Raw genomic sequence first — 19,090 nt, 5'->3', positions numbered from 1 at the left:
GAGAAAGCATGTCGGAGATCGAGCAAATAGTACGTACTCGCCTGCGCAGCCTGCGTCAGACGCAGTCGATGTCGCTGGATGAGCTCGCCGAGCGTTCCCATCTCAGTGCCTCGACGATCAGCCGTATCGAAACAGGTAAAAGAGCAATCAGCCTCGACGTTCTTCTGCCGCTCGCGCGTGCCCTGCGCACCGATGTCGAGACCCTGCTGGAGAACGACAGTGACGAAGATGTGATCATCCGTCCGATGCCGAGCCAAGAAGGATCACGGACCACCTGGATGCTGTCCAAAGCCACAGGCAACATGAAAGCACTCAAGGTGAGGCTCGAACCAACGCCGTCTGCGCCGGAGCAGCGGGTGCACCCGGGGCATGATTGGTTCTTTGTCCTTGAAGGTGCGGTCAAGCTTTTCCTCGGAGATCGGGAAGTCACCGTCAAGGCGGGAGAAGCTGCGGAGTTCGCGACGATGACTCCTCATGCATTCATCGCCGATGGTGGCCCCGCAGAGTTGGTCATGATCTTCGACCAAGACGGGCATACCGTGCACCGGCACGACGGCGAGCAATAGTGCTTGCCAAATGTTAAGTTACGATGAACCGCTCAACGCTGAACTTCTGGAGCGAGCTAATAGGATGGGAATTTCGAGGACCTGCCGAGTTGGTCCGACTCAACTTAAGGAGCCCTTAGCCATGAGTTTCAATGTTTATCTGTCCGGTGAGATCCATACCGACTGGCGCGAAGAGATTCAGCGCGGTGCTGAAGCCGCCGGCTTGGACGTTGTCTTCACCGCACCCGTTACCGACCACCCTGCCAGCGACGCCGCGGGCGATTACCTGGGCGAGACCACCCCCGGGTTCTGGCGCGATCACCAGTCTTCCAAGATCAATGCCATTCGTACGCGCACCCTAATCGAGAAGGCGGATTTCGTCGTGGTTCGCTTCGGCGACAAGTACAAGCAGTGGAATGCAGCCTTTGACGCAGGCTACTGCTCGGCGCTGGGCAAGCCATACGTGACTTTGCATGATGAGGACATCGTGCACCCGCTGAAGGAAGTGGATGCTGACGCCCAGGGATGGTGCAAGACCACCGATCAGGTGGTTGAAACCCTGCGCTACGTGCTTCAGGCCTAATACCAAATAAGCTGCCGCCGAGATGGAGAATCTTCGGCGGCAGCTTATTTTCAAGGACCTGCAGCAGACTTATTTGTCGGCAGGCTCTCCCGTGCTGTGATCGATAAGGTAAGTACGCCCGCCGAATAGATCTTCCAATATGGCCCACCAGCCGATATGAATTTCGGAAGGCACGTCAACTACCGATAACACTTCTGACTCTTGCGCGATCCACGGGCGAACATCTTCGGCAGCGAGTATGGGACCGTCTACGTCGTTATCGGGTACCGGCCAATAAAACATCTCGATCTGCTCCATGGTTGGAGCCTAACCATGGGTGGGTCGAAGATTGACAAATTAGGGAGAATTCCAAGTCCTAAACGTTCCCCGCAAGGTCTAGTAAAGTCGCCTCAACTGTTGCGGCCATCCGCAGGCTTCTGCAATTTTTCCTGCCCAGATCTTCGCTGTTTCTTCATCCTGTACGTCGATGATCATCAAGCCGCCGAGGTGCTGCTCCTCGGGTGCGAAGAGTCCCGCGCTGAACTCCAGCGACCCACTAGTCGCATCGGCTGTCATCGCTTTGTTGAGGTCTTCTTCGACTCCTGCTGCGGATACTAGGATCCCTGCGTCTCTGGCTTCTTCAACTACTGCATTCGCCAACGGGCCGCGGCTGGCGAACCATTCTTCGCTGTGATCGCCAACCCACTGCTGATGGAAATAGATAATGAACTGGGCCATGTGTTCCTCGCACGTAATCTAAATGTCAGATCTGTGGGGCCAGTCTATGGCCGAACTGCCGATTATAACTGTTCTGGGCGGGAGGAGTTGAACTGTTCCCACTCGATGGCCCAGGAATCCAAGCGGCACTTCATGAGCCACCAAGACAAGGTCCGGCGAACGGTTGTCAAAATCCAGACGGCTATCGCAGCTAAAGCGATGATGAAAAAGAACGTCAGCGCCGAAGCATTGAGATCTGCGATGGGTGCCTTGATACGTTGACCTGCATCGTCAATCTCGATCGCGACTTCATTGCTTGAATCTTGGTCCTGGTACAAGTGCTGCTGATCTATAAAGCGGTGGCCGTTCCACCACCATTCGATGGTTTGCGTAGTCACATCTACAGAGTCGGCGACTTCTTCTGAAATCACACTGGCGGTGATCTGATGGGAAGATGTAGGTGTTGGCGCGAGCGAATCGGCTAAGTTCTTCAGCGGAAGTACTGCCGATACTGCGGTGACCAAGACTGCGATGGCGAAAGCTGCTGCTAGGACAATGCCACGGCGTTCGGCCAAGCTCTGCGGCGGTGTTAATGGGTTAACTGCGGGACGGCTCTTTGTCCGCTGTTCATGAGTAGACGTCGGTTGAACGCGGGGTGGCTCTGGTTTCTGCGGAATACTCATGATTCAAGATTCCCGGGAAACAAATCATCAGTCCAACTGTTTGTTTCGATTGGCTGAATAGATACGATCTATACATGGAACTCAGACAGCTGTTGCATTTCCTCGCTATCGCCGAGGAGAGGCATTTCACACGCGCTGCGGCCAAATTACACCTGAGCCAGCCCAGTTTATCTGCCTCGATTCGGAGCCTTGAAAAGGAGCTTCACAGCACCTTGCTCATCCGAAATAGCAGGCGAGTAGAACTGACAGAAGCGGGACGGGCGTTGCTACCGGCAGCACGTCGCGCACTATCAGCCGTGGAAGAGGGGCAAGCTGCGGTCGACGCGGTGCAGGGAGTGCTTCGAGGCAGCCTGACGATTGGCTGCATCCAGTTTTTGGGTGTCGTCGATCTGCCATCGTTGCTGGTCGAATATCACCACCGGTATCCGGGGATCACCATCTCGGTGATCCACGACAGCGTGGATTCGCTGATGGAATCGATCGGTACCGGTGAGCTCGACCTGGCAATAGTTGATCGACCACTCGATCCGCGTACCGCCCACATGCAAGCGCTGGGCAGCGAAACGCTGGTGCTGGCCGTTGCCTCGGATGACCCATTGGCGAAGCAGCGGAAGGTGAGCCTGGAACAATTGCAGTCTAGAGACTTCGTTGAGTTCAGGGCAGACTCATCGCTGCGGGTTCGGCTCGATGCCGTGTACGCCGCCGAAGGACTGCAACGGCGCATCTGCTGCGAAATCGATGACATCGCGGAGCTGGTTAAACTTGTGAGCCACGGATTAGGTATTGCGCTGGTTCCACCTGGCCCCTTGGAAGACGTCGCCGGCGTCGTCGGCGTTGAGATTGAACCGGCGATTGCCCGGGACCTCGTCCTGGCAACGCCTGCGGACCGGCCCGAATCACCCTCGGCCAAGGCATTTCTACAGTTGCTTTCAAGCCAGGGAAACGATATTTATCGCCCTAACCCCTAAAGGATGAGCCGCCACCTAGGAGCGTGTGGTGCGCGATAGGAATGAAGCATCACCCTAGATTGGAGATTTCTGATGATGCACAAGCCTGCTACCGCGGCAATCCGCGCTCAGCAAGAAGCTGCCCGTGCAGCTTTGCCGTTCAACGACACCCGCGACTTCGAAGATACCAAGCGAGGGTTGATTGCGGAACTGACGCCGAATGTCATCCACAATGGTGAAGGCAAGGTGATTTGGGACAACGACAGCTACTCGTTCCTGACCGGTGAGGCACCAGACACAGTGCACCCAAGCCTATGGCGTCAGTCAACGCTCGTGGCCAAGGCTGGCCTCTTCGAGGTCGTTGAAGGCATTTACCAGCTGCGCGGCTTCGATCTGTCGAATATGACGATCATCGAGGGCGACACCGGCATCATTGTGATCGACCCGTTGATCTCCAGCGAGACTGCCGCCGCAGGCCTGAAGCTGTACTGCGAGCACCGTGGCGAGCGCCCGGTGGCAGCTGTCATCCACACCCACTCACACATTGATCACTTTGGCGGCATCTTCGGCGTGACCTCGCAGGAGGACGTCGATGCAGGCAAGGTGCAGATCATCGCACCGGAAGGCTTCGTTGAACACGCGGTATCCGAAAATGTTTATGCAGGCACCGCGATGGGACGCCGCGCCGGCTATATGTACGGTGCGGCCCTTGAACGCAGCGCCCACGGTGCAGTCGGCGCCGGGCTCGGCCAGACCACCTCGGCCGGAGGCGAAATCGGCCTGATCGTGCCTACGCTGTTGATCGCCACCACCGGCGAGACCCACACCATCGACGGCGTAGAGATCGAGTTCCAGATGGCGCCCGGTACAGAAGCACCGTCGGAGATGCACTTCTACTTCCCGAAGTTCAAGGCATTGTGCATGGCTGAGAACGCTACCCACACGCTGCACAACCTGTTGACCCTGCGCGGCGCTGTGGTCCGCGACCCACACGTCTGGTCCAAGTACCTCAGCGAGGCGATCGACCGCTATGGCGACAAGACCGACGTGGTGTTCGCTTCGCACCATTGGCCGACCTGGGGTGCCGAAAACATCAGCGAGTTCCTTGGCCTGCAGCGCGATCTCTACGCCTACCTGCACGATCAGACCCTGCGGCTGATCAACCTGGGCTACAACGGCGCCGAAGCAGCAGAAATTTTCCAATTGCCTCCAGCTTTGGAAAACTCGTGGCATGCCCGCGGTTACTACGGTTCGGTCAGCCACAACGTCAAGGCCATTGTGCAACGCTACCTCGGCTGGTTCGACGGCAACCCTGCAAGATTGTGGGCCCACACTCCGGAAGAGGGCGCCAAGCGTTATGTGAAAGCTATTGGCGGTATCGATCGCGTTGTCGAGGTTGCTCAGGAAGCCTTCGATGAGGGCGATTTCCGCTGGGCGGCGACTCTGTTGGACCACGCGGTGTTCACCGATGCTAACCACACTGCTGCACGTGCGCTGTATGCAGATACCTTGGAGCAGTTGGGCTATGGTTCCGAAAACGGCACCTGGCGCAACTTCTACCTTGCCGGCGCCACGGAGCTGCGCGACGGACAGTTCGGAACGCCGACCGTCACCAATGCTCCAGCCATCGTCGCACAACTCTCGCCGGAGATGCTCTTTGACGCCATTGCCATTCAGATCAACGGCCCGAAGGCGTGGGACCTGGACCTGGCGATCCGCATCAACGTCACCGATCTTGACCGCAGCTTCCGGTTGACACTGCACAATGGTGCTTTGGTCTATTTGGAAGACGGCAAGGGCGACGTTGACGTGACCCTGTCACTGAGCAAACCACGGCTGCTGCAATTAGCTGGCGGGGATACCCAGTCTGAGGGCATCGAAATTGACGGCGACGTATCGGTTGTCGGCAAGCTGCTTTCGGTCGTTGAACCAGGGGACCCAGACTTTGCCATCGTGACCCCATAAGGGACTCTCGCTGAACGCCTCGTGCCCATCACTGTCACCGGTGGTGGGCGCGTTGCGCTATTAACGTTGTCTGCGTACGCCGACGGATAGGGGGCAAGTGCCATGGGATGCTGGGAGTTAGGGGTAGGCATCGTCGAATTTCCCGACGGGCGTCGGGTGCGCGGACGCGGCCTGGGCAAGTCACCCGAGGTAGGTCAGGATCCTGAATTGGGCGTCTACCTCCTCGGGCGTGAACCGCAGGTAGGCAATTGGCCGATGCTCTGGATTCCTTGGAAGGACTTTAGGCTTCCAACATCCACCGATCAGGCGCTGGACATTTTGAAGCAGGCCCACCAACGAGCAGCATATGAACGCGTGGAAATTGCCTGTCATGGCGGTACAGGACGCACAGGCACCGCGCTGGCGGTATTGGCAATGCTAAGCGGAGTCCCATCCAAGGATGCGGTGAGATGGGTGCGGCAGAATTATCGGAACCATGCAGTTGAAACATGGCAGCAAAAGCGATGGATACGCAAAGCAGAGTCCTTGCTAGAACCTTGAAAACAACAGGTAGGTTGCTTGCTAAGTTTGAGAAAGTCACTTTTAGACAGCAGGGGAGACTCTTGATGAGCAGGTCGCCGGAGAACATTCTTTTGCATCTGCCCCAGCGCGAAGAAATCCAGATCCGCGAACTCTTCGCCCGGCTTGAAGAACGCGGATTCCCTCATCAGCAGCAAACACCACACATCTCTATTACCTTTGCACCAGCCATGCCTGAGGAAGTCGTTAATTACGCATCTCAGCTGCTGCCTGCAGCAATACCGTCCACCCTGGCTCGGGTCGGAACGGTGGTCTTCGGAACGAAACGGAAGCAGACGGTGGCCTGGTTGTTGGAGGCTGGAGACGAGTTGGAAATAGCGGCCAGGAACATCAGCGCACTGAACCCTGAGGGGAGGGGACCACGTTGGACCCCGCATCTGACGATGGGTCTGCGCTTGCCCCGTGAAATTGTGCCCGACTACATTCGTGCGCTGGACGAGCTGACCTCGCCCCATTTGAAGGAACTGACCGCAGTTAGAGCCGTCTACTGGCGCCCACAGGTGAAGGAACTTAGGGTACTCGCCCAGGCGGGAGTCGAGGCATGAGCCATATAGGTTACGATCCGCGAATCGTTGACCTCTACGACGAAGATAATCCAGACGGTCCCGACCACGACTACTATCGGGGGCTTGCCACAGCAACGGGCGCACGGCAAATTTTAGATCTTGGATGCGGCACCGGAATTCTTACCGTGACATTTGCAGAGCCGGGACGTTGCGTCGTCGGCGTCGACCCATCTGCCACCATGTTGGACTTTGCCGCACATCGGGCCGGTGCCGATGCCGTGCGATGGATCCTCGGTAATTCAGGCTCTATTCCGCAGGGTCGTTATGACCTGATGGTGATGTCTGGCAACGTTGCCCAACATATTCCGGAAGGCCAATGGGTCAGGTCGTTGAAAGACCTAAGGCGCGTTGCCGCGCCAGATGCGCTGTTGGCGTTTGAGAGTCGTAATCCTCAGGACCGGGCATGGGAGCGGTGGGCAGGGGAGCTCAAGAAAATTCGGAATACCCAGTACGGTGAAATTGAAGAATGGTGCGAGGTTGAAGAGCTGGGGGAAGGCCAGGTCCGGCTTCGCGTCAAAAATCAGTTTCTGAAGACCGGCGAAGTCGTAGTCCAAGAGTCTGTGCTGAGCTTTCGAGGCGAAAGGCAGGTGATCGCAGACCTTCGAGAGGCCGGATTCGAGGTGCTCAATGTGTGGGGAGACTGGGACCAAAGTGATTTCGATGGCAGTCAAAGAATCATGATTTTTGAGGCACGTCCTGCAGCTGACGATAACTAAGAGGCGCCATGGGTCTGCTCGTGTGCGAGCTGCTCGAAATAGTCGTCAAGCTTTCTTGAACCAAAGGGCTGCGCCGTGGCATCGGTTTGCAGGCCTTCGAGGAAAAAGCGAGTCAACGACCCCGCGCGCGGGCTGATGCGGTCGGCAACCCAGGTTGCCGGCGTTGAAATTGACTCTGGCAGCCGAAGGTAGCGTTCGTTCTTTCCAAGAGTGCTGAATGCAAGATCGACAATCTGGCGGTAGGTCAAGACGTCGGGTCCGCCGACGTCCCACACGCCACGGTCTTCGCTGAGTTTTTGAACGCAGAAGTCGGCAAGATCGGCCCCGTGAATGGGGGAGAGGCGCGTTGTGCCATCGCCCAATCCCACGGCAAGCCCATGCTGCGCCATCGCAAAGATTTCAGATAAATCGGAGAAATAGCCTGAAGGATTGATGATCTGCGAAGTGACGGGTGAACGGCGGAGAATCTCAATAAACGCGTGTTTGGACCGTGCCACAGCGGAGGTACCGCTAGCGGCCTTGACGACTCCCACATACAAAAACGACTTCACCTTGGCCTGCTCGGCGAGGTCGAGGTACCGAAGGTTAAGGCGAAAATCGATGTCCCAGGGATCGGCCTTCTGCCTGGTGACTCCCAGTGTTGAAACCACCCGGTCCACCGAGTCCATAGTCTTTGGATCCAGCGGCTGATCGTTTGATGGGCGGACGACCCATTCGTCGACGAGTCCTTTCAAGGCGGGCGCATGGTAATTGCCGGGTTCCTGGGCACGATGCTGATCGCGTACTACCGCGCGCACCCGATAGCCCTGGGACTTGAGATTGGCAATGACGAATCGGCCGATGTAACCGGTGGCTCCGATAACCAGCACGCGTTCAGGGTTGTTCGACATATCGGCACCTTCTATTGGGATCACTTTGCAGGGTGATTTCTAGTCTTCCGAGAAACCCTCTGCAGGAAAAGGGGCGCGCTGAAAAACTCTTTTCACCCGATGGCGAATTGAGGAGCTTTTGGCACGGAATTGACGCATGTCTGTAGTCTTGATGCATGAGCGATAAATCAATACCTTCAATCAATATTCGACCTTGCCAAGGTCCTATTGAATATAACCAATTAGTTGCCATCTGGCGTTCGGCCGTCGACGCAACCCACGATTTTCTCCTGCCTGCTGATCGGGATGAGATCGAATCTCACCTGGCCTCCGACTACTTTCCACAGGTCAGCCTCTCGGTAGCAGAATATGGCGGTGAGCCGGTTGGGTTTGCAGGGACGGCCGAGGGAAGTCTTGAGATGCTTTTCGTGCACGACAGGGCGCGCGGTCGGGGCGTGGGGACGGCGCTACTGCAGCACGTGATTTCCCGGGAGAACGTTCGAACGGTAGATGTCAACGAACAGAATCCTGCGGCGCTGGGATTCTATGAGCATGCGGGATTCAGTGTGGTTGGGCGCAGTGATGTGGATTCGGCAGGTAAACCTTACCCCTTGCTGCACCTGAAAATTAACTGAGAATCCTAAATCACATTCACGCCTGGTTGTGCGATGGTCAGGAGGGCGCATTGCCCTGACTTGGGTATTAGTAATGATTTTGCACTCCGAATAGTGCATAGTGCAACTATGTAACAAGTTGACAAGACTCAACTACTTTTTAGATAGTTGAGTAATGTCAACTTCTGCGCCACCGATTCAAGCCGGGCCACAACAGCCCGCTGCGATGAAACCATCGCAAGTAATGCTTTCCATCTCGGGCATCATGGCCGCAATGTTCACGGTGCTGGTTTCCTCCACCGTGGTTGCGACTCCAATGCCGGAGATCGTCGCCGACCTGCACGGCACCAATACCCAGTACACCTGGGTGCTGGTTGCGGCCTTCCTGTCGATGACTGTGTCCACCCCGATCTGGGGCAAGCTCTCGGATATCTTCAACCGCAAGCTCATGCTGCAGATCGGTCTGGTCATCTTCGTGGTCGGCACCGTGGCGGCAGGCTTCTCCAGCCAGATCGGCGGCGATTCCCACGAGGGCGCCATGACCTGGCTGATCGCTTGGCGTCTGGTGCAGTCGGTGGGTACCGGCGGCCTGATGGCCCTCGGCCAGGTGGTCATCGCCGACATCATTTCCCCGCGTGAACGCGGCAAGTACATGGGCATCATGGGCGCGGTCATGGCCGTCGGCCAGATCGGCGGCCCGCTGCTCGGCGGCGTCATCGCCGACTCCTGGGGCTGGGAATGGTGCTTCTATGTCTGCGTTCCCTTCGCAGTCCTGGCCATCATCCTGATCCAGACGACCTTGCACATCACCCAGATCAAGGGCTCGACCAAGATCGACTACCTCGGTTCGGTGCTAATTATCAGCGGCATTTCGCTGCTGCTGATCTGGATCTCGCTGGGCGGCAAGACCCCCGAGTCCGGTGGCTTTGCCTGGGACTCGACCCAGAGCATCCTGATGGCCACCGCAGCGGCGGTCCTGATCATCGCCACCGTTGTCTGGGAGTACTTCGCCAAGGAGCCGATCATCCCGATCCGCCTCTTCGCACAGCGCACCTTTGCCCTGGCATCTGTAGCTTCCATCGCCGTGGGCGTGACCATGTTCGGCACCTCGGTGTTCCTCAGTCAGTACCTGCAGCTTGCACGCGGCTTCACCCCAACCCACTCGGGCCTGCAGACCCTGCCGATGGTGCTCGGCTCGATGCTCGGCGCGATCGTCGTCGGCCAGCTGATTTCCCGCACCGGACGCTGGAAGAAGTACGTGGTGGGCGGCGGCGTCGTGCTGACCGCTGGCCTGTACGTGATGAGCTTGATCAGCTACGACACCGAACTGTGGTTCGTCGACCTGGGCATGTTCCTGCTGGGTCTGGGCTCCGGCGTGCTGATGCAGAACCTTGTGCTGGTGGTGCAGAACTCGCTGCCGCCGCGCATGCTCGGTGCCGGTTCCGGCGCCATCGCCTTCTTCCGTTCGCTGGGCGGCACCATCGGTGTGTCGATCCTCGGTTCGGTGCTCGGCACGCAGGTGGCCACCAAGATGTCCGACGGCATGGGCTCCATCATGGAGAAGATCAACAAGGCGGCCGGCGCGCCGCAGCTGCTGATCGACCACCCCGACTGCGCGGACAGCCTCAAGGCGTTGACCAGCGGTCAGGTTCCAGCGGTCAACGACCTGTGTGAACCGGTGCGCACCGTGGTTGAAAGTGCCTATGGCGATTCCATCGCCTACCTGTTCCTGCTGGTGGTTCCGCTGGCAGTGGTCACCCTGATCTGTGCCATCCTGCTGCCCAATAAGCCGCTGTCCCGCAAGACCGCGTCGGAGCAGATCGAGGAAGAACTCGGCGCCGAACTTTCGGCCCTTGAACCAGCAGAACGCGGCGGCAGCGGCTACAACGAACTGGTGGCCACCGGGGCGATCACCCTTCCGGACGAGCAGGAACTTGAAGCCGCCCGGGTGGAAAACCGCAAGGCCCGCCGCATGGACGAACGGGACCTGGCAGAACAGGTGCTGCGCAACCACGAGGCAGCCACGCTGACCCTTGCCCAGGCGGAGCTGAACGCCCAGCATGAAGCCGGCCGCGCCAAGGTCATGATCGAGGAACTCTCCGGGGCGCTGGATCAGGCGCGCGAGGCCCACGCCCAGATCGAAGCCCAGTTCACCCACGCCAAGGCGGCGCTAGACGCCTACGACGAGCGCTTGAACCTGCTCAGCGAGCGCGTGACCGACAGTGAAAAGCGGGAACTTGAACAGCGCCTGGAGCGCCTGGACGAGGACCGCAGGGAACTGCGCCTTCAGGGGCGGCATGCGGCGCTCGATGAGCTGAAGGCCGACAAGGAAGAAAAGGCGGTGCCAGCGGTGGACGCCGCCGGCGAAGAGCAGCCGAAGGATGAGCCCTCGGCGGAGCCCGAGCGGCCATGACCCGCAGATCGGCCAGCGCCCTTGATGACATCCAGATCGCCTTTGCGCGGCTCGGGCCGCTGATCAAGGTGCGCATGGCCGAGTCGGCCAGCGACTTCCACCCGCAGCTGCGCAGCGCCGGATTCACGGTGCTTCGCATGGCGCTGATCAACGCTGCCCGCAGCCCCGAACGGATGCTTTCGGTCTCCGACATTGTCACCGAAACGCAGATGGACAAGTCAGTGGTCTCCCGCCAGCTGCGCGATCTAAAAAGCTGGGGGCTGATCAAACTGCAGCGCTCCACACAGGACGCCAGGGTATTCCAGGTGCTCCCCACGAAGTTGGCGCAGGAGCGCTACCGGCAGCTCAAGCGCAGCACCTTTGCCCTGTACCGGGATCTGCTCGGCTCCTGGGATGAGCAGGACGTTGCGCAGCTGGGCAAACTGCTGTTGAAGCTGGTGCAGGATATCGAGGATTCAGGTCAGCTCGGCGGTAAACCCATTGCCTGCGTTCGGGACAACCCCTAGGCTTTGGGAAGTACCCACACTGCTTTCTTGAGAGGAACTTCCCATGGCCGGTCTGTTGTCACGCACCGAGGAACTAGCGCAGGAGCATGCATCGGGAAAGCTGCTGGTGATGCCCACGGTGTGGGATGTCTTTAGTGCGAACGTTGCAGCCGAGGCGGGCTTCAGCCTGCTGACCATCGGCAGCCACCCGGTGGCGGATTCCATTGGCAGCCAGGACGGCGAAAAGATGGATTTCGCCCAATACCTGGGCATCGCCCGGCGCATCGTCGACGCGGTGGGTCTTCCGGTCAGCGTGGATGTTGAATCAGGGTACGGCCTTGCCCCAGATGAACTGATCAACCGCCTGCTGGAGGCGGGCGCCAGCGGGGCGAACATCGAAGACTCGGTCCACGGCGAGGGCGGAAGGCTGCGCGAGCGCAGCGAACATGCCGACTACATTGCCGCGGCCCGCCAAGCCGCCGACGAGGCGGGCGTACCGTTCGTCATCAACGGCCGCACCGATGCGGTGAAGGCAGGAACCTCGATGTTCGCCGATCCGCTGGAAGAAGCCATCGCGCGGATCAAGCTCATGGAGCAGGCAGGTGCCCGCAGCGTGTATCCGGTGGCGCTGAACAGCGCCGACCAGGTGGCGGCGGTGGTGCAGGCGGTGAATGTGCCGGTGAATGTCACGGCCCACCCCGTCACCGGCCACGGAGCCGGAGACCTGCCGGCCCTGAAGCAGCTCGGGGTGCGCAGGGTCAGCTTCGGCCCGCTGTGGCAGAAGTGGCTGGCTGAAGTTTCTGCTAACCAGCTGGTCAGCTGGCTTTCCCCAGCCTAGGCAGCGGTCATAGGCTAGGGGCATGAACCAGCCGAAACCAGCAGAACCGGGCCCGAACATTGAAAATACCGGGCTGCGGCGCGAGCTGGAGCACCTTTCACCGGGCTACTTCGCCCTGGTCATGGGCACCGGAATCATCTCGGTGGGGTTGCACGACGTGGGCCAGGAAGCGATCTCACTGGTGTTGCTGGCCATCGCCGCCATCAGCTATGTGCTGTTGTGGGTGCTGTATATCTGGCGTGCCATCGCCTACCGGGAGGCAATGCTTGCCGACCTGCGCGCACCGGATATCGCCTTCGCCTATTTCACCGTGGTGGCAGGCACGGGCGTGCTGGCGGTGCGGCTCGGCGCCGGCGGGTGGATGGACCTGAGTTTCCCGTTGGTGCTCTTCGCCGCGACCCTGTGGTTCGTCTTCGGCTACCTGCTGCCCTGGCAGGTGCTCATGACCCGCGACGGCAGGCCGATCCTGGCCAGAACCAACGGCACCTGGTTCATTTGGGCGGTGTCCAGCCAGTCGGTGGCCATCGGCATGAGCGTCATCCAGCCCTATGTCACCTCCGGAAAATACCTGATCGGCCTGTTGGCGGTCATGTCATGGTCGGTGGGCGTGGCCCTATATGTGGGAATCGCCGTTCTGGTGTTGCTGCGCGTGGTGCACTTCGGCATCACCCCCAAGGAATTCGAGCCTCCCTACTGGGTGTCCATGGGAGCCATGGCCATCGCGGTGGTGGCAGGCAGCAAGATCGTGGAAATGGAATCCACGCCGATGATCGACGCGACGAGGCTGTTGATCGCCGCCACCGTGGCGATGTTTTGGAGCTTCTGCGTCTGGTTGATCCCCATGCTCATCGGTGCCGGCATCTGGCGGCACCTGGTGCATAAGGTGCCGCTGAAATACGTGCCCACCTTATGGTCCATCGTCTTCCCGCTGGGGATGTTCTCCGTCGCGTCGATCAACCTGGGACGGGTGGACCAGCTTCCCGTGGTGGAGGCGGTGGGCCATGGCGCGCTGGTGGTGGCGTTGATCGTCTGGTGCATCGTCTTTGTCGCAATGCTGCGCCACGTGTTCCTGGTGTGGTGGCGCGGCAGAACTGCTAGTTCTTGAGCGCTCCTGCGGCGTAGGCCGCCTGGGCTACATGCGCCGTGGCGTCATCGACGATCGAAACCAGGCGCACCGCACGGGTCACCGGCGGCTCCCACCTCCTGTCGACTACCTGCTCGAACTCCTCAACGCTGAGCGTCGCAACATAATCTTCCAGCGCATTGAGCGAGGCATCGACATACTCGACCAGCAGCTGTTGGTCATCGACGACGATCTGCCGCGCCTGATCGGAGGTATGGCCGTAGCCCACCGAGTCGCCCAACTCCCCGAGGTTGAAACGGTCCCTGTAGGATTCCCACAACTGCGGCTCATCGCGCAGCTGAGCCAACTGCACGTCCACCTCGCGACCGGTATGCCACAGTAGCCACGCAATTGAATTCGGGTGCTCGCCCGGGTGCGCGTTCAACTCCTGAACCGTGAGCGGACGCAAGTTGTGCGCAGCATCGATGGGACGGTGGGCCATGCCGCTGAGAATCTCATTGATATTCATGTAGCCCATTGTGCTCCACGTCAGCAGGGTATGTCAGCCCTAGGTCGTGGTCCGCTGGAGGTCGAAATCGGCGACCGGCGCATCTGCGGTGAACCCCGCCGACACATAGGCGCCCACGGCGGTGGAGTTATCACTCGGCGTCCCCACCACTGCGCTGGAAGCGCCCATGCTGCGCAGCTGGGCGGCGGCCGCCAGCGTGATCGCCTGACCGTAGCCATGGCCGCGGTGCTCCGCGTGAACGCCGATGGGTTCAAGTAGCCCCGGGGCGCCGGGGCCAGCAGACCACACGGCAGCCACGGCCACGGGAATACCGCGGCCGTTGTAGCCGAGCAGGCACTGGCCCTCGGCATACAGCGGGTTGCCCGCCATCCTGAGCCAGCTTTCTTCCAGCAGATCCAATTCCTGCCCCGAGGCATGCCCGCCGCGGAAGGCGCTTGCATGCACCGCCACCCAGTCGCGGGCCTTGCTGGAATCGATCGCCGTGACGCGCAGCAAGGGCACCTGAATCTCAGAGGCTAGGCTGCGCCGCAGCGGCGTCCATTGCTCGCCGGCCGTCCAGCCGCTCTCCAAGAGCAGTCTGCCCAGCCGGCGAGCGCCGCGAGCCTCCACGGAGACGGTTTTCGTGGTGAAGATACGGCGCGCTACGGAGTTGAGGTCCGAGGCAATTTGGGCGGCGAGTTTTTCATCCTCGCGTAGGGCCGGGTTGATTCCCAGACGGAGCAGGCTCGGGCCGTCCAACAGGCCAAGGGCCACGATCCTTCGGTCTTTGACCCACAGCCGCAGGCTTTGTGCGGTGGCGTCGAGGCCGCGCAGTGAATACCAGCCAAGATCTCCTGGGTGAAGCTGTACCGGCAGCCCGTCTGCCTGCCAACTGGCTAGTTCCTGGGCGGCCCGTGGTACATCGCTTGCGGTGGGGGTGATCATTTGCAGTCCCATTTGGCCATTCAAACATTTGGCACGGACAGTCTCAAGGGCGGGCGACAGGTCGCAGGGATTATTCAGTTGGGCGGTATTTGCCGGTAGGGTGAAGCGCATGTACCTGGAGAATATTGTTTTTGATGCTGTGCGGCCCAGGGACTACGGGCAGTTTTTCGAGAGGCTGTTGGGCTGCACCCAGTTGACCGACTCGGAGCACGGTTATGAAACCCGGGCGAGGTTCGACCCAGACTTCGCTCTTGACCTGTGCTTCCCCACGGTGGAGCAGATTCCCGAGCGCACTGGCCGGCTCAGGCTGCTGCTGCGCGGACGGCAGGAGTTGTTCCGCGAAGCACGATTGGTTGCTCCCGGCCTGAATGTACAGACCTTCGAGGATCCGGGCGGGCATCTTTTCAGGGCGGACATCGAGGGTCCCGAGTATCGTGAGGATGTTGCACGGCTTGAAGCCATGGAGCTACAGTCGGCGGATCCGCATCGCGACGCGCAGTTTTGGTCGTTGTTGACTGGTTGGAAGCCGGTGGACAATCTGAGCACCTCTATCCTGATGCAACTGAGCGTGAACAGCCCGGTGCTGGCGTTTTATCAGGAAGAGAAGCCGAAGCCCGCGGGCGTGAAGAATTCCATGCACCTTGATCTGCGCCTTGAAGCTGACGACGATCCCGCGCAGATCTATGCGCTGGTCGAGGCCAACGGTGGCCACGAGCTGGAAACTGAGTGGGGCCAGCTACCGTGGAAGGTGTTTCAGGACCCTTCGGGCAACGAGTTCTGCATCCTTCCCGCCCCGTCGAGCTAGGACGCGGAGGCAGGTTTCCAGCCCAGGGCAGGGCCGAGCTTCTGCGCAATATCGTGCAGGATCTGCAAATAGTCCTGGTGTTCAAAGCTAAACGGCAGGGCAAACGCTACCTCGTCCACTTCTTGGAATCCGGCGTGTGAATAGAGCTGTTCGGCGATTTGTTCGCTGGTGCCGATCAGATCCCTGGCGAAGAGCATGCCGTGCGGCCCCTGGGGCGCTGTGGTCCGCCCGGTCCGCAGCTGGACATAGTCCTTGTAGCGGCGGACCTGCTCGGCGCTCGCCGAGTCGGTGGGGATGACCACCAGGCCCTGGGATACCCGGGGTTGGCGGTGTCCGTTGAGCGCCGCTGCTTCCTTGAAGGCAAGGATTTGTGCTTGTTGGGCGAGGCCGAAGTGCGGATTGCTGTCTTCGGGATCGGCGAAGAGCACCGAGCTGGTCAGCAGGTTGAATCCATGTTCGCCTGCACGGCGCGCCGAGGACAGGCTACCGGCTCCGTACCAGAGGCGTTCGCGCAGGCCGGGGGAGTGCGGTTCGACGCGGGCCGAGAACTCTTCAACCACGCCTTGTTTGCCTGAAAATTCTCGGATCTTTTCACCGGCGATATAGCGGGCAAGGCGTTCGGCGCGCTCAAAGCTGAAGTCTTCTAGGTCGGCGGTGTCGGGGTAGAGTTCATCCTTGACCGTATCGAAGTTCATCGGTGTTCCGACGCTGATGCCCGAGTTGATGCGTCCTCCCGAGAGCAGGTCGACGGTTGCCAGATCTTCGGCAAGGCGCAGTGGGTTTTCCCATCCTAGGGGAGTGACGGCGGTGCCTAATTCGATACGGGTGGTGCGTTGACTGGCGGCGGCCATGACTGCGATGGGCGATGAGATGCCGAATTGAAGATGGCGGTGGCGCAGCCAGGCGCTGTCGAAACCAAGCTGTTCGCCGAGTTCGATGATCTCCAGGGTGTTGGCATGTCCCGGCGCCGGATTATTCGGGTCGAATAATCCGATGGTCAAAAATCCCAGTTTGCGCAGCGGCGATCCCGACAGTGGCATACTCAATCCTTGTGTGTGAGTTTTCGTTCGGTCTGAGGCTAGGCCCATCGTAGCCCCGTGCCGAGGCAATTCGGCATGAAATATAACGAAGCATGTCACAGCGGTTTCACTCGGAGATCAGGGGAAAGATGCATCAAGGACTCAGTAAAGCCGGGAGGGCGTGTTTGCTGGGGCTGGGCATCGTGAGCCTGCTGCACTTCTTTGCGCAGATCACTGCCCCCGACCGGTTGATGAGCCAGATGACCCAGGTCCTGCTGGTGCCGTGGATGATTGCCTTCGTGTTGGTCTCGGTTCCGCGCAAGCGCAGCCGCAGCATCGTGTTGACGGTGACGGTGCTTCTTTGCTCTTGGATGGGCGATACTGTTCCCCGCTTCCTTGAAGGGGACGCAGGTTTCTTGGCGATGGTCGGCTGTTTCCTGATCGCCCAGATTTTCTACATTGCGCTGCTGCTGCGCTGGGCGGGTTCATCGGTTCTCACACGTCCGCTGTGGCTGATTCCTTATGCCGCTGTGTTCTTGGCCTTGGTTGCATTTTGTGCCGGCGGGGCAGGTGCACTGCTGGTGCCGATCATCGTGTACGGGCTGGCGCTGGTGAGCATGGCGGTGCTCTCCACCGGGCTGGGTGTGGTGGGCGGTCTCGGCGGGGCGGTCTTCCTGCTCTCCGATTCGTTGATTGCCCTTCGTTCCTTTACCGACGTCGAAATCTATCTGGGAGGATTGTGGATCATGCTGACCTATGTTGTGGGGCAGCTTCTTTTGGTCATCGGCATCGTGAACAAGGATCGGGACGAACAGTTTCTGGCGGGGAGCGAACAATGAAGAGCGCGGAGCATATGGATCTGAACCGGTATCAGGCGCCCGAGGTAAAGCTTGCGACCGGTGATGGGGTACTGGTGTTCATGATTCATGGGCAGGGGGTGGACCACCGCCTGCTGCTGCCCTTGGATCCGGTGTTTGACCGCGGCCGCGGTTTTGAACGCATCTACCTTGACCTGCCGGGGATGGGAACGACGCCCCCGCTGTCGGGAGCCGGGGGATTGCCCGAGTATGCCCAGTGGCTGGAAAACAGCATCCGCAGGATCGCCGAGGGGCGGAGGTTCGCGCTGTTGGGTAATTCCATGGGCGGTGTACTGGCTCAAGAAATGGCCGACAGGTTCCCCGGGCAGATCCTTGGCCTGGCATTGATTGCACCGGTGGTGTTTCCAAATAGCAAGGAACGCAACCTCCCCGCACGACAGATTGCATCCAGCGATGCCGGGCTCTGGAACCGGCTGTCAGCCGAGGATGCTGTTGCCTATCGGGAGATGTCGGTCGTGCAGAATTTCGAAAACTGGATCAGCTTCAAAGACTTTGCGCTTCCGGGAATTCGCAGCGCCAACCTACGGGCGCTGGCTAAATTATCGAAGCGCTACTATCTCGAACCGCCGCCGGTGCAGCGAGCTGGCGTCGCAGATATTCCAGCGCTGATTCTCTGCGGTCAACTGGACCATATCTGCGGCTTTCAGGACCAGCTGCAGTTGCTGAGGCGTTATCCGAAGGCCGACTACCGGGTGCTGGTCAAGGCAGGACACAACCTGCATCTCGACGCACCCGAAGCCACGCACCAGGCTCTCGCCGCGTGGGCCGCCGGCGTCGTTGAATACGCTCAGGACGTGGCCGACTCTGGCATCTAGTTGTTACCAATCCGTGCTTGTGCCGTGTCAAGCATCGGCGATAAATTTCGAATAATGGCATGCTGTCATGAATGGTCTGAAGGAGTGGCAATGGAAGATCTGCTTGTTCTTCGCGACTGGAGCAGCATTGATGAGGTTCCGGAACTCTTGGATGTCTGGAGAAATTCGGTGGAAGGTGGCCGGGACCTTCTCTCGGCTGCAGATATCGACGCGGTGGCTGCCGCGCTGGAAGCCGTGTACACACTGCAGGTCCGTGTCCGCATCGCTGAAATAGGCGACCGGATCGTCGGATTCTCTGCCTTTAGCCCCGAAAGGATCCAGCTGTTATGGGTGGTCCACCATGACAGGCACCAGGGCATCGGCAGCAGGCTTTTGAAGGACATGCTCGAACTGGCGCCGGGTCTGTGCGTACAAATCAATGGACAAAGCCGAGAAACACTTGAGTTCTTCACCGACCACGGATTTGAGAAAGACCCTGCCAAGGACCCAGGCAGAGACCCGGTCCGCATCGATCTGCGGCACGTACCAAGCGGCGCCCGCGACGTGGCACGATAGATT

Annotated in this window: 23 protein-coding genes; 16 read left to right on the top strand and 7 right to left on the bottom strand. The window is 59.6% G+C overall.

The genetic code is table 11. From position 1 onward, the window contains the following. Positions 1-8: 8 nt before the first annotated feature. Both RUH64_RS08145 and RUH64_RS08140 read left to right on the top strand, forming a co-directional pair. The gene (locus RUH64_RS08145; RefSeq protein ID WP_313812729.1) at positions 9-566 is read left to right on the top strand and encodes an XRE family transcriptional regulator; all 558 of its coding nucleotides are present in this window, start codon (positions 9-11) and stop codon (positions 564-566) included. Between the two features lie 121 nt (positions 567-687). After that, positions 688-1,128, top strand: a complete 441-nt coding sequence (locus tag RUH64_RS08140; RefSeq protein WP_313812727.1) for a YtoQ family protein — start codon at positions 688-690, stop codon at positions 1,126-1,128. Between the two features lie 69 nt (positions 1,129-1,197). Here the strand turns inward: RUH64_RS08140 and RUH64_RS08135 are convergent, their stop codons facing one another. The 3 genes from RUH64_RS08135 to RUH64_RS08125 form a co-directional block, all read right to left on the bottom strand. After that, positions 1,198-1,425, bottom strand: a complete 228-nt coding sequence (locus RUH64_RS08135) for a hypothetical protein (RefSeq protein WP_313812725.1) — start codon at positions 1,423-1,425, stop codon at positions 1,198-1,200. 78 nt (positions 1,426-1,503) lie between these two features. Then, a complete protein-coding gene (locus RUH64_RS08130; protein ID WP_313812722.1) occupies positions 1,504-1,845 on the bottom strand; it encodes a hypothetical protein in 342 nt (113 codons plus the stop codon). 62 nt (positions 1,846-1,907) lie between these two features. Further along, on the bottom strand, positions 1,908-2,507 hold the full coding sequence (locus tag RUH64_RS08125) for a hypothetical protein (RefSeq protein WP_313812721.1): 600 nt from the start codon (positions 2,505-2,507) through the stop codon (positions 1,908-1,910). Positions 2,508-2,581: 74 nt separating this feature from the next. Between RUH64_RS08125 and RUH64_RS08120 the strand changes: the two genes are divergently transcribed. From RUH64_RS08120 to RUH64_RS08100, 5 genes are all read left to right on the top strand, one after another. Next, on the top strand, positions 2,582-3,475 hold the full coding sequence (locus RUH64_RS08120; RefSeq protein ID WP_313812720.1) for a LysR family transcriptional regulator: 894 nt from the start codon (positions 2,582-2,584) through the stop codon (positions 3,473-3,475). A 72-nt stretch (positions 3,476-3,547) separates the two neighbouring features. Further along, the gene (locus RUH64_RS08115) at positions 3,548-5,419 is read left to right on the top strand and encodes an alkyl sulfatase dimerization domain-containing protein (RefSeq protein ID WP_313812719.1); all 1,872 of its coding nucleotides are present in this window, start codon (positions 3,548-3,550) and stop codon (positions 5,417-5,419) included. Between the two features lie 102 nt (positions 5,420-5,521). Continuing rightward, the gene (locus RUH64_RS08110) at positions 5,522-5,959 is read left to right on the top strand and encodes a protein-tyrosine phosphatase family protein (RefSeq protein WP_313812717.1); all 438 of its coding nucleotides are present in this window, start codon (positions 5,522-5,524) and stop codon (positions 5,957-5,959) included. Between the two features lie 65 nt (positions 5,960-6,024). Continuing rightward, positions 6,025-6,543 carry a 2'-5' RNA ligase gene (locus RUH64_RS08105; protein ID WP_313812715.1) on the top strand — a complete coding sequence of 173 codons (519 nt, stop codon included), beginning with the start codon at positions 6,025-6,027 and terminating at the stop codon, positions 6,541-6,543. Further along, entirely contained in the window at positions 6,540-7,280 is a 741-nt protein-coding gene (locus RUH64_RS08100) for a class I SAM-dependent methyltransferase (protein ID WP_313812713.1), read from the top strand. Before RUH64_RS08105 ends, RUH64_RS08100 begins: the two co-directional genes overlap by 4 nt. On the opposite strand, the gene RUH64_RS08095 is transcribed toward RUH64_RS08100, so the two are convergent. Further along, on the bottom strand, positions 7,277-8,170 hold the full coding sequence (locus tag RUH64_RS08095) for an NmrA family NAD(P)-binding protein (protein ID WP_313812711.1): 894 nt from the start codon (positions 8,168-8,170) through the stop codon (positions 7,277-7,279). The genes RUH64_RS08100 and RUH64_RS08095 overlap by 4 nt on opposite strands. Before the next feature lie 155 nt (positions 8,171-8,325). Here RUH64_RS08095 and RUH64_RS08090 point away from each other — a divergent pair, with 155 nt between their 5' ends. The 5 genes from RUH64_RS08090 to RUH64_RS08070 all read left to right on the top strand — a co-directional run bounded on the left by RUH64_RS08090 (position 8,326) and on the right by RUH64_RS08070 (position 13,604). Then, complete coding sequence (locus RUH64_RS08090; protein WP_313812709.1) at positions 8,326-8,784, top strand: acetyltransferase; 459 nt, start codon at positions 8,326-8,328, stop codon at positions 8,782-8,784. A gap of 205 nt (positions 8,785-8,989) precedes the next feature. Then, positions 8,990-11,176 (top strand): MFS transporter, encoded by a 2,187-nt coding sequence (locus RUH64_RS08085; protein WP_313812708.1) that lies wholly within the window; start codon positions 8,990-8,992, stop codon positions 11,174-11,176. After that, positions 11,173-11,682, top strand: coding sequence for a helix-turn-helix domain-containing protein (locus tag RUH64_RS08080; protein WP_313812707.1), 510 nt, complete (start codon positions 11,173-11,175; stop codon positions 11,680-11,682). Before RUH64_RS08085 ends, RUH64_RS08080 begins: the two co-directional genes overlap by 4 nt. A 43-nt stretch (positions 11,683-11,725) precedes the next feature. Continuing rightward, positions 11,726-12,499, top strand: a complete 774-nt coding sequence (locus tag RUH64_RS08075) for an isocitrate lyase/phosphoenolpyruvate mutase family protein (RefSeq protein WP_313812706.1) — start codon at positions 11,726-11,728, stop codon at positions 12,497-12,499. Positions 12,500-12,521: 22 nt separating this feature from the next. Then, on the top strand, positions 12,522-13,604 hold the full coding sequence (locus RUH64_RS08070) for a tellurite resistance/C4-dicarboxylate transporter family protein (protein ID WP_313812704.1): 1,083 nt from the start codon (positions 12,522-12,524) through the stop codon (positions 13,602-13,604). Here the strand turns inward: RUH64_RS08070 and RUH64_RS08065 are convergent. Continuing rightward, a complete protein-coding gene (locus RUH64_RS08065) occupies positions 13,594-14,091 on the bottom strand; it encodes a DinB family protein (RefSeq protein ID WP_313812702.1) in 498 nt (165 codons plus the stop codon). The genes RUH64_RS08070 and RUH64_RS08065 overlap by 11 nt on opposite strands. 39 nt (positions 14,092-14,130) lie before the next feature. Further along, a complete protein-coding gene (locus RUH64_RS08060) occupies positions 14,131-15,027 on the bottom strand; it encodes a GNAT family N-acetyltransferase (protein ID WP_313812701.1) in 897 nt (298 codons plus the stop codon). A 97-nt stretch (positions 15,028-15,124) separates the two neighbouring features. On the opposite strand from RUH64_RS08060, the gene RUH64_RS08055 reads away from it, so the two are divergent. After that, positions 15,125-15,820, top strand: a complete 696-nt coding sequence (locus tag RUH64_RS08055) for a VOC family protein (protein ID WP_313812700.1) — start codon at positions 15,125-15,127, stop codon at positions 15,818-15,820. Here the strand turns inward: RUH64_RS08055 and RUH64_RS08050 are convergent. Beyond that, positions 15,817-16,860, bottom strand: coding sequence for an LLM class flavin-dependent oxidoreductase (locus RUH64_RS08050; RefSeq protein WP_313812699.1), 1,044 nt, complete (start codon positions 16,858-16,860; stop codon positions 15,817-15,819). The two genes, RUH64_RS08055 and RUH64_RS08050, sit on opposite strands and share 4 nt — an antisense overlap. A gap of 92 nt (positions 16,861-16,952) precedes the next feature. Here RUH64_RS08050 and RUH64_RS08045 point away from each other — a divergent pair, with 92 nt between their 5' ends. From RUH64_RS08045 to RUH64_RS08035, 3 genes are all read left to right on the top strand, one after another. Further along, positions 16,953-17,678 (top strand): lysoplasmalogenase, encoded by a 726-nt coding sequence (locus RUH64_RS08045; protein ID WP_313812698.1) that lies wholly within the window; start codon positions 16,953-16,955, stop codon positions 17,676-17,678. Further along, positions 17,675-18,532, top strand: a complete 858-nt coding sequence (locus RUH64_RS08040; RefSeq protein WP_313812696.1) for an alpha/beta hydrolase — start codon at positions 17,675-17,677, stop codon at positions 18,530-18,532. The genes RUH64_RS08045 and RUH64_RS08040 overlap by 4 nt, the downstream gene beginning before the upstream one ends. 90 nt (positions 18,533-18,622) lie before the next feature. Then, the gene (locus tag RUH64_RS08035) at positions 18,623-19,087 is read left to right on the top strand and encodes a GNAT family N-acetyltransferase (protein ID WP_313812694.1); all 465 of its coding nucleotides are present in this window, start codon (positions 18,623-18,625) and stop codon (positions 19,085-19,087) included. Positions 19,088-19,090: the final 3 nt, after the last annotated feature.

The organism is Glutamicibacter sp. (assembly GCF_032154645.1).
In the GTDB taxonomy this organism is placed as follows: domain Bacteria; phylum Actinomycetota; class Actinomycetes; order Actinomycetales; family Micrococcaceae; genus Glutamicibacter.
The sequence above is the reverse complement of the archived record's forward strand: the minus strand, read 5'-3'. Positions and strand labels throughout refer to the sequence as shown.

Excerpts from the sequence above, each read along its gene's own strand:
- RUH64_RS08120 (WP_313812720.1), top strand. The coding sequence starts at position 2,582 with ATGGAACTCAGACAGCTGTTGCATTTCCTCGCTATCGCCGAGGAGAGG.
- RUH64_RS08075 (WP_313812706.1), top strand. The coding sequence starts at position 11,726 with ATGGCCGGTCTGTTGTCACGCACCGAGGAACTAGCGCAGGAGCATGCA.
- RUH64_RS08045 (WP_313812698.1), top strand. The coding sequence starts at position 16,953 with ATGTCACAGCGGTTTCACTCGGAGATCAGGGGAAAGATGCATCAAGGA.
- RUH64_RS08065 (WP_313812702.1), bottom strand. The coding sequence starts at position 14,091 with ATGAATATCAATGAGATTCTCAGCGGCATGGCCCACCGTCCCATCGAT.
- RUH64_RS08050 (WP_313812699.1), bottom strand. The coding sequence starts at position 16,860 with ATGCCACTGTCGGGATCGCCGCTGCGCAAACTGGGATTTTTGACCATC.
- RUH64_RS08135 (WP_313812725.1), bottom strand. The coding sequence starts at position 1,425 with ATGGAGCAGATCGAGATGTTTTATTGGCCGGTACCCGATAACGACGTA.
- RUH64_RS08040 (WP_313812696.1), top strand. The coding sequence starts at position 17,675 with ATGAAGAGCGCGGAGCATATGGATCTGAACCGGTATCAGGCGCCCGAG.
- RUH64_RS08115 (WP_313812719.1), top strand. The coding sequence starts at position 3,548 with ATGATGCACAAGCCTGCTACCGCGGCAATCCGCGCTCAGCAAGAAGCT.
- RUH64_RS08140 (WP_313812727.1), top strand. The coding sequence starts at position 688 with ATGAGTTTCAATGTTTATCTGTCCGGTGAGATCCATACCGACTGGCGC.
- RUH64_RS08125 (WP_313812721.1), bottom strand. The coding sequence starts at position 2,507 with ATGAGTATTCCGCAGAAACCAGAGCCACCCCGCGTTCAACCGACGTCT.
- RUH64_RS08080 (WP_313812707.1), top strand. The coding sequence starts at position 11,173 with ATGACCCGCAGATCGGCCAGCGCCCTTGATGACATCCAGATCGCCTTT.
- RUH64_RS08130 (WP_313812722.1), bottom strand. The coding sequence starts at position 1,845 with ATGGCCCAGTTCATTATCTATTTCCATCAGCAGTGGGTTGGCGATCAC.
- RUH64_RS08070 (WP_313812704.1), top strand. The coding sequence starts at position 12,522 with ATGAACCAGCCGAAACCAGCAGAACCGGGCCCGAACATTGAAAATACC.
- RUH64_RS08100 (WP_313812713.1), top strand. The coding sequence starts at position 6,540 with ATGAGCCATATAGGTTACGATCCGCGAATCGTTGACCTCTACGACGAA.
- RUH64_RS08095 (WP_313812711.1), bottom strand. The coding sequence starts at position 8,170 with ATGTCGAACAACCCTGAACGCGTGCTGGTTATCGGAGCCACCGGTTAC.
- RUH64_RS08105 (WP_313812715.1), top strand. The coding sequence starts at position 6,025 with ATGAGCAGGTCGCCGGAGAACATTCTTTTGCATCTGCCCCAGCGCGAA.
- RUH64_RS08110 (WP_313812717.1), top strand. The coding sequence starts at position 5,522 with ATGGGATGCTGGGAGTTAGGGGTAGGCATCGTCGAATTTCCCGACGGG.
- RUH64_RS08035 (WP_313812694.1), top strand. The coding sequence starts at position 18,623 with ATGGAAGATCTGCTTGTTCTTCGCGACTGGAGCAGCATTGATGAGGTT.
- RUH64_RS08090 (WP_313812709.1), top strand. The coding sequence starts at position 8,326 with ATGAGCGATAAATCAATACCTTCAATCAATATTCGACCTTGCCAAGGT.
- RUH64_RS08145 (WP_313812729.1), top strand. The coding sequence starts at position 9 with ATGTCGGAGATCGAGCAAATAGTACGTACTCGCCTGCGCAGCCTGCGT.
- RUH64_RS08085 (WP_313812708.1), top strand. The coding sequence starts at position 8,990 with ATGAAACCATCGCAAGTAATGCTTTCCATCTCGGGCATCATGGCCGCA.
- RUH64_RS08060 (WP_313812701.1), bottom strand. The coding sequence starts at position 15,027 with ATGGGACTGCAAATGATCACCCCCACCGCAAGCGATGTACCACGGGCC.
- RUH64_RS08055 (WP_313812700.1), top strand. The coding sequence starts at position 15,125 with ATGTACCTGGAGAATATTGTTTTTGATGCTGTGCGGCCCAGGGACTAC.